A 7,951-nucleotide genomic window follows, 5' to 3' on the forward strand; every position below is an offset into this window, starting at 1 on the left:
CAGGAACCATCTTGGCTCGGGAATTGGTGGCTGCCCCCGCCAACATTGTGACTCCTCTTGCCCTGGCCGATACCGCCCGCCAACTGGCCCAGGAATATGGTCTAGAGGTGGAGATTTTGGGACAGGAAGAATGCGAGGCTCTGGGGATGGGGGCTTTTTTGGGTGTGGCCAAAGCCTCTGACCTGCCGCCCCAGTTCATTCACCTCACCTACAAGCCGGCACAAGGGGATCCCGTCACCAAATTGGCCCTGGTGGGCAAGGGGCTGACCTTCGATTCTGGTGGGCTGAACATCAAAACCGACTCCCGCAGCATCGCCATGATGAAAACCGACATGGGGGGAGCAGCGGCAGTTTTGGGAGCTGCACGGGCCCTAGCCGCCCTCAAGCCGCAAGTGGAGCTGCACTTCATCGTCGCTGCCACGGAAAACATGATCAGCGGCCATGCCATCCACCCAGGGGATATCCTCACCGCTTCTAACCAGAAGACCATTGAGGTCAACAACACCGATGCAGAAGGCCGCCTCACCTTGGCAGATGCCCTGGTGTTTGCGGAAAAGCTGGGCGTTGATGCCATCCTCGATCTGGCTACCCTGACCGGTGCTTGTGTGATTGCCCTGGGGGAAGAAATTGCCGGCTTGTTCACCCCAGATGAGACGCTGGCCCAGGAGCTACAGCAGGCTGCCAATCTTTCCGGCGAAAAAATCTGGCGCCTGCCGCTGGAGGAAGGCTACTTCGAGGGTCTCAGCTCCATTGTGGCCGACATGAAAAACACTGGTCCCCGCTCAGGGGGATCCATCACCGCTGCCCTGTTCCTGAAGCAGTTTGTGGAGAAAACCCCTTGGGCCCACCTGGATATAGCAGGCCCCGTTTGGACAGAGAAGGATGCAGGCTACAACAACAAAGGGGCCACCGGTTATGGGGTGCGCACCCTGGTGGAGTGGGTCTTGGCGCGGCAAGCCGCAGCAGCTTGCTCATAACCCCGCCTTTCTGGACGTTGGGCCTTGAAAAAGCATCTACTGAGGGAGGAGCCAAGGGCTGCTTGGCTGGAGCTGTCCGATCCCTAAAATAGGCTTAAAAAAGAGTCTAGGTATTGAGTAGCACTTTGCAAGGCTTCCCCTCAGGGAATAGGATCCCCGCATCAAAGTAGCTGGCACAAGGCCCCCTGCGCCGGATCCTCCCATGAAAGACCTTTACCGCGAGCTGGAATTACAGCCCAATGCAACTCTAGAAGAAATTAAAGAGAGCTACAGGCGGCTTGCCAAAGAATACCATCCCGATAAACTTCACCCAGATACACCTGTTAAGGGGCGGCAGTACATTGAGGAAAAGTTTAAGTCTATTCAGGAGGCGTACTCGATACTGAGCGATCCTGTGAAGCGAAAAGCCTATGACTCCCAAAGACTTTCCCAGGCTTCGTCCACGAAAGGGAGCGGGCATGGCCAAGACTTGAAAGCGGAACGCAGCTACAGCACCCAAGATGGCAAACCTTGGCCCTTTGACTTCGACAAGATAAAGGAAGCTGCAGAAGAGATAGAACGTCGTAAGAAAAACATCGAGGCCAACTATAACCAAAGAGTAGAGCAAGTTAAGTCTGAGTTAAGGAGAAACTTGATCTCTATCGGAATAAAACAAGAGGAAGCTAAAGTTGATCATACCTTTGCCACCAAAAGTGACACTATACTGGGTGCCCTCTCGCTTTTAGTCCTGAGCTTGTTCATTGGTGCCTTAAGTAGCTCAATCGGGCTTGTGCTCTTTCTAATCTCAGTTATTAGTCTTTTTATGGCCATTTTTGATAAAGGATATAGCAAGTCGCAAGTTGAGAGCGCTAAGAAGCTACAGGAAGAGGCAAAATCAGTAATAGCCCAGATAGAGAAAGATAGGAACTCGAAGCTTTCCCAGCTTGAGCTTCACTGTAGAAGTAGGATCGATCATTTTAAAGCTGTCCCTATCGAATCTATATCCCCATTTTATAAGTGGGCTGAGTGGGGAGGATCAGCTATTTTTGCTAACTGCAATGAAGGAAAAGGCAGATGCTAAAAGCCTAGAAGAAAACTTGAAGATAGCGGCTGGAGTTGCTGTGGGTATTGGCATACTAGCCGCCTTATTTGGGCTGGGAGGTGGATTTCACCCATTCTGAATCTCAAGAAGAGGCAAAACACTGCTTCATCTCCTGCAGCACCTGGGCATCTTGAGAGGCCGTTCTCGCGCCCGCTTGAGCAGCCCAGCACTTAAGACTCTCGATTTGGTCGCGGGCAATCGAGGCCAAAGGCACGGTTTCGCGGATGGCCTGCAGGATATCTTCTTGGGTAAAGTCCCGCCGGGCGCCGCTGCCACTGCCCCCAAAGGCGTTGTACATGGCATCTACAATGGCTTGCTCGATCTCGGCACCACTGAAATCCTGAGCTGCGGCTGCCAAAGCTTCCAGGTCAAATTCTCGCAGGCGGCTGGGGCGCAACCGCTGCAAATGCACCCGGAAGATCTCTTTGCGCTCAGCCTGGGTGGGCAGGTTCAAGAAGAAAATCTCGTCAAAGCGGCCCTTGCGCAACAGCTCCGGCGGCAGCAGAGGCACGTTGTTGGCGGTGGCCACAATGAAAACAGGGCTGGTTTTCTCCTGCATCCAGGTAATCAGGCTGCCAAACACCCGGCGGCTGGTACCAGAATCTCCATCGGCACTGCTGGTGATGTTGCCAAAGGCTTTGTCGATCTCGTCGATCCAAAGCACGCAGGGGGCCATCGCCTCCGCCAGTTGGATCATCTGCCGCACCCGGCTTTCCGACTCGCCGACGATGCCGGCAAACAGCCGCCCGGCATCCAATCTCAGCAGGGGCAGCCGCCACTCATTGGCGATGGTCTTGGCGGAGAGGGATTTGCCGGTGCCCTGGATCCCGACCAGCAGCACGCCCTTGGGGTTGGGCAGGCCATAGCGCCGCGCCTCTTCGGTAAAGGCTTCTTGCCGCACTCGCACCCAGGCCTTGAGGTTATCCAGGCCCCCCACACTTTTGAGGGTCTCGCGGGCGGTGAAAAACTCCAGGATGCCGGTTTGGCGGATGGCCTGCTTTTTTTCCTCCAGCACCAGGTCGATATCGGCTTCGTTGACCTCCTGCTTGGCGGCCAAAGCGCGGGCCAAAACGCGGCGAATACGTTCTCGGCTCAGCCCTTGACAGGCTTTGACCAGTTGCTCGCGGGCCAGAGGGGTGAGCTTGAGCTTATCTGGAGCCACATAGAGCTGGATGAGGCGGCTGATCTCTTCGCTGTTGGGCAGGGGAATATCGACGACGGTGATCTCCTCCGTCAGGTCGCTGGGCACTTCCAGGGTGTGGCTGAGCAGGATCAGCATCTTGCGGGTGCGCTTGAGCTCGCGGCTGAGGTTTTTCAGCTCCCGGATGATGGGAGCGTTTTTGTCGCTGCTGGCGTTGCGCAACACAAAGTGCAGATCCCGCAGCACAAACAGGGTGTCCTCGTTGGGGGCAGAGCGCCACACCCGCCCCAGAGCTGCCATGATGGAGCCCCGATCCTCGCCTGTATCTTGCCAGCCCCGCACCAAGTCCCAGAACAACAATTGCCGCGGTGGGTCTGTCCGTCTGGCTACTTGGGTTAGCACGGCATCGGCAGGCTCTTCTTCTGGAGAGACCAAGTAAACCAGGGGGTAGCGGGCCCGGATCATCAAATCCAGCTCTGTCACCAGCCCTGCTTGCAGCTCCGCCGGGATCTCGACCAGGGCAGGATCCCTGCTGTCTGGATTTGTTTTTCTTGCGGCTTCTGTCATCGCCTCTGGAGTTTAGAACATCCTTACTTCATCTTCCTCTCACTTGTTCAGAAACCATTTGGATTGGAACAGCCAATAAGCAGCAAAATGCTCACGGTTGAGCTTCACGGTTGATCTTTAGGATAGGGCAGGGATCCCTTGCAGTTCGGCCAGCATGGTGCGGGCTGTCTGGGTGGGATCGGCAGCTTCCATCAAAGCCCGCACCACAGCTACACGGGTGGCCCCAGCTCGACGCACCTCGGGCAGGTTGTGGGGATCGATGCCGCCGATGGCAAACCAGGGCAGGTGGGCTTTCTCGGCAGCCAGGCGCACGTACTCCAGGCCGGCAGGGGGTTTCTCCGCTTTGGTGGGGGTGGGGTAAACGGGGCCGACGCCGATGTAGTCCACGTCGCTGTTCAGGGCTTGGGCCAACTCCTCGGCGTTGGTGGTGGACAGGCCAATGAGCCGCTGGGATCCCAGCAGTTGTCGGGCTTCAGCCACCGGCAGATCCGTCTGGCCCAGGTGTACCCCATCTGCCTGGCTGAGCAGAGCCAAATCCACGCGGTCGTTGACGATCATCAGCGCCTGGTAGCGGTCGCACAGCTGCCGCAGCTGTTTGAGATCCCGCAGCATCTCGCCGTCGGGGAGGTTTTTGCGGCGATATTGCACCAGGGTCACCCCGCCCCGCAGGGATTTTTCCACCACCTCTAGCCAGTGGGGCACAGGGCTGGTCACCAAATAAAGATGGGCTGCCAGGAGACGCTGCCGCAGGGATCCGCCCAGCAGTTCACTTTCCAAGACGTAGAGCCGATAGCGCATGTCTTTGGCCAGCTTGGCCAGGCCAGGGGCCACCCAGTGGTGGGATTCGGCCAACTTGCCGTATTCTTCTAACACCCGCAGGGCTTCTTGCACACGGCTGCAATTGGCTTGCAAGAGGTGGCGGAGATCCCGCCGTTGCTCCTCTTGGGGGTGGGAGATCTGGGTGCCTGGATCGGCGGGGGTATCGCGGGCCAAACGCAGGGGATCGCTGTGCCAGCGGGCTAGGGCTTGGCGCATGGCCTTGCATTCGGCAGAGAGCTCTCCCTCTTCCAGGCCGAAACGAAACCATTCTTCCAATACCCGTAGTCCTTCACGAGCTCGATCGAGGTTGGCATCCAGAATACGGGCGACGGCCTGGGGTTTCATGTTCCCTATACGTGGGAAGAGAGTTGCTTAATTTTTACCAAAAAAATGCGCCTAAAGCCCCGTCCTACCCTTAGCCGGAAGCAAGTCAGTAGGGTGGAGAGTAGTCAATTCACTGTAAATCGGAATGGTTTCCCTGAGGCTGTCCTTGGCCCTGAGGAGAAAGAGGGTGATGCCATAAGGCGTTAAGAAAGGCTTGCTGCGGCGTGTGTCCCCAGGCGAAGGCCCGTGGGCCGGCCCCTTCCGGCAAGTAGGCCCAAGCATAGCGCTCGCAGGCGGGAAAGTAGCGGATCTCCCACCAAGTTCCCCCTACAGGCACATCTTTCACTGCCCGCAAGAAAGGGCCGCGATGGCGGGCGAGGCGCTCTTCTATAAAGTAGGGGCCTTCCAGCTGAAGGGCTTCTACCGCTGCAATAAGCTCGGCTCGTTGTCGCTCATTTCGGATCATCTCCCGGGTTCCCCTCTTGGATTGGCTCTATTCTATGAGGAGATTTCTGGTGAGCTGGGGGATCCCTCTTGATTCAGCCCAGATTGCGCCTACGGCAAGCTGTGGAAACCCAATGGAATCCAACGAATCCACCGCAGGTGCTGTGTCTGAGCAATGGACACGGGGAAGATGAGGTGGGCAGTCGCCTTGCTGTTGCCCTAGTCCAACTGGGGATCCCGGTGCAAGCCTTGCCGATTGTGGGAGAAGGGACAGCCTACCAACGCCAAGGGATCCCCCTGCTGCCCATTGCCCAGGTGATGCCGTCGGGGGGGTTTATTTATCAGGATTGGCGGCAGTTGTGGCGGGATTTGCGGGCCGGTTTGCTGGGGCTGACGGGGCGGCAATTGGCGTTGGTTCGGCGGGCAGCAGCCCAGAGGAACCTGGTGCTGGCCGTGGGGGATATTGTGCCCTTGCTGATGGCATGGTGGAGCGGGATCCCCTACGTCTTTGTGGGCACGGCCAAGTCGGACTATTACTGGCGGGATGAAGGGGGTCCCTACCGACACCCCTGGATCCCTTTTGGGCAGCCGATTTCCGATTACCTGCCCTGGGAGCGCTGGCTGATGGCCCACCGACGCTGCCTGGGTTCTTTTTTGCGGGATGAGCTGACGGCTACAGCTTTGCAAAAACGGGGCCTAAGGGCCTTTTACCTGGGCAACCCGATGATGGATGGCCTAGAGCCACGCGGGACATTGCCTTTGGATCCCCACCGGCCGGCCTTGCTGCTCTTGCCCGGATCCCGTCCGCCGGAAGCCTATCGCAACTGGGCTCTGATGATGCAGGTGGTGGAGCGGCTCCCAAAGGAGCTGCAAGTCTATGCTGCCCTCAGCCCCAACCTGGAGCGAGACCCGCTTCAGGCTTGGATCCCATCTCAGCGCAGCGATGTGCTTCTGGTTTGGGGGGACTTCGGGGCCTGTGCCCAACGAGCAACAGTGGTGCTGGCCATGGCGGGAACGGCTACCGAGCAATGTGTAGGCTTGGGAAAACCGGTGGTAACCCTGCCGGGAGAAGGGCCCCAGTTTACCCCGCGCTTTGCCGAAGCACAGACTCGTCTTTTGGGATCCGCCGTCCACCTGACCTCAGTGGAGCAGGCTCCCGCCGTGGTTGGCCGGATTCTGGAACGCCTGGCCGCCGATCCCAACTACGCGGCTGAGTTGCGGGCCCATGGACGCCGCCGCATGGGATCCCCAGGGGCCGCCCGGCGCATTGCCGCTCAACTTCGAGATTGGCTCAAGCCATCCGGCCCGGTTTTGGAACCGTTCGAGCCAGGTATATCGTGAAATAGAGAACGAGCGATTCAAAAGCCTGACTGATTTCCGTTGGATCCAGTTTTCCGTTTTATTTAGCATTTAATGATGTCAAACCTTTTGGGGTTGGAGAGCAGTTGGTGGATCCCTTGCTATGGGTGGGCGGGAACAGCTTTGGCCATTCCCTGGGCAACGGGGTGGGTCAAGCGCAGTGGCCCGCGTCCGGCAGCTTACCTCAACATCCTTCTGACTTTTGCCGCCTTTGCCCATGGCCTTTGGCTGTTGCGGCAGGTTTGGGGTCGGGATCCCCAGATCTTGAACTACCTCTGGTTTCGGGTGGCCGATCTGGATTTGACTCTGTCTTTGGAGATCTCGCCCCTGACAATGGGGGCCGTCGTCTGGATCAGCGGTTTGAGCCTGCTGGCCCAGATCTATGCGCTGGGGTATTTGGATAAGGACTGGGGCCTGGGTCGCTTTGCCGCTCTAATGGGCTTTTTCGAGGGGGGAATGACAGGGATCGCCCTCAGCGACTCGCTGTTTTTCAGCTATGCCCTGCTGGAGATGCTCACCCTTTCCACCTATTTGCTGGTGGGCTTTTGGTACGCCCAGCCTCTGGTGGTGACGGCGGCGCGGGATGCGTTTTTAACCAAGCGGGTAGGAGATCTGCTGCTGCTGATGGGGGTGGTGGCAATTTCCAACTTTTCTGGGGCCTTGACGTTTTCTGACCTGCGGGACTGGGCGGCTACGGCCAGCTTGGATCCCACCTGGGCAGCTTGGATGGGCTTGGCCTTGATGGCGGGGCCCTTGGGCAAATGCGCTCAATTTCCGCTGCACCTGTGGCTGGACGAGGCGATGGAAGCGCCCAACCCGGCCTCGATCCTGCGCAATTCGGCGGTGGTGGCCTGCGGGGCTTTTGTGCTGATTAAGCTGCAACCGCTACTGGCCCTGTCGCCGATTACGAATGGGGTCTTGGTGGCCATCGGCACGATCACAGCCCTGGGCGGATCCCTGGTGGCCTTGGCGCAAATCGATATCAAACGCACCTTCTCCTACTCCACGAGTGCCTACTTGGGGTTGGTGTTTGTGGCAGTGGGGATGCAGCAGCCGGATTTGGCCCTGGAGTTGCTGCTGATGCACGGCCTGGCTAAGGCGTTGCTGTTTATGGGAGCGGGATCCCTCATCTACACCACCGCTACCCAAAACCTGACGGAATTGGGAGGGTTGCGCAGCCGTATGCCGGCCACAGTTGCCGCCTTTGCGGTGGGATCCCTGGGGATGGTGGCCCTGCTG

The 7,951-nt window shown here is 58.2% G+C and carries 7 protein-coding genes; 4 read left to right on the top strand and 3 right to left on the bottom strand.

Annotated features, from left to right (window positions below; all coding sequences use genetic code 11):
* Both NW819_RS00950 and NW819_RS00955 read left to right on the top strand, forming a co-directional pair.
* A partial coding sequence (locus NW819_RS00950; protein WP_414412619.1) for a leucyl aminopeptidase occupies positions 1-977 on the top strand: 977 nt, incomplete at its 5' end.
* 202 nt (positions 978-1,179) lie between these two features.
* The gene (locus NW819_RS00955) at positions 1,180-2,037 is read left to right on the top strand and encodes a DnaJ domain-containing protein (RefSeq protein WP_414412620.1); all 858 of its coding nucleotides are present in this window, start codon (positions 1,180-1,182) and stop codon (positions 2,035-2,037) included.
* Positions 2,038-2,140: 103 nt separating this feature from the next.
* On the opposite strand, the gene NW819_RS00960 is transcribed toward NW819_RS00955, so the two are convergent.
* The 3 genes from NW819_RS00960 to NW819_RS00970 form a co-directional block, all read right to left on the bottom strand.
* Positions 2,141-3,664, bottom strand: a complete 1,524-nt coding sequence (locus tag NW819_RS00960) for an AAA family ATPase (protein WP_414373801.1) — start codon at positions 3,662-3,664, stop codon at positions 2,141-2,143.
* A gap of 219 nt (positions 3,665-3,883) precedes the next feature.
* On the bottom strand, positions 3,884-4,930 hold the full coding sequence (locus NW819_RS00965) for a thiamine phosphate synthase (RefSeq protein WP_414412621.1): 1,047 nt from the start codon (positions 4,928-4,930) through the stop codon (positions 3,884-3,886).
* 109 nt (positions 4,931-5,039) lie between these two features.
* A complete protein-coding gene (locus tag NW819_RS00970; RefSeq protein WP_011433411.1) occupies positions 5,040-5,375 on the bottom strand; it encodes a hypothetical protein in 336 nt (111 codons plus the stop codon).
* 68 nt (positions 5,376-5,443) lie between these two features.
* Between NW819_RS00970 and NW819_RS00975 the strand changes: the two genes are divergently transcribed.
* Complete coding sequence (locus NW819_RS00975) at positions 5,444-6,694, top strand: lipid-A-disaccharide synthase-related protein (RefSeq protein ID WP_414412622.1); 1,251 nt, start codon at positions 5,444-5,446, stop codon at positions 6,692-6,694.
* A 72-nt stretch (positions 6,695-6,766) separates the two neighbouring features.
* On the top strand, positions 6,767-7,951 hold a 1,185-nt coding region (locus NW819_RS00980), incomplete at its 3' end, for an NAD(P)H-quinone oxidoreductase subunit F (RefSeq protein WP_414412623.1).

The organism is Synechococcus sp. R8-2 (assembly GCF_047461715.1).
Taxonomy (GTDB): Bacteria; Cyanobacteriota; Cyanobacteriia; order Thermostichales; family Thermostichaceae; genus Thermostichus.

What these genes read in the sequence shown, in the direction of transcription:
- NW819_RS00970 (WP_011433411.1), bottom strand. Translation starts at nt 5,375, where the DNA reads ATGATCCGAAATGAGCGACAACGAGCCGAGCTTATTGCAGCGGTAGAA.
- NW819_RS00955 (WP_414412620.1), top strand. Translation starts at nt 1,180, where the DNA reads ATGAAAGACCTTTACCGCGAGCTGGAATTACAGCCCAATGCAACTCTA.
- NW819_RS00960 (WP_414373801.1), bottom strand. Translation starts at nt 3,664, where the DNA reads ATGATCCGGGCCCGCTACCCCCTGGTTTACTTGGTCTCTCCAGAAGAA.
- NW819_RS00965 (WP_414412621.1), bottom strand. Translation starts at nt 4,930, where the DNA reads ATGAAACCCCAGGCCGTCGCCCGTATTCTGGATGCCAACCTCGATCGA.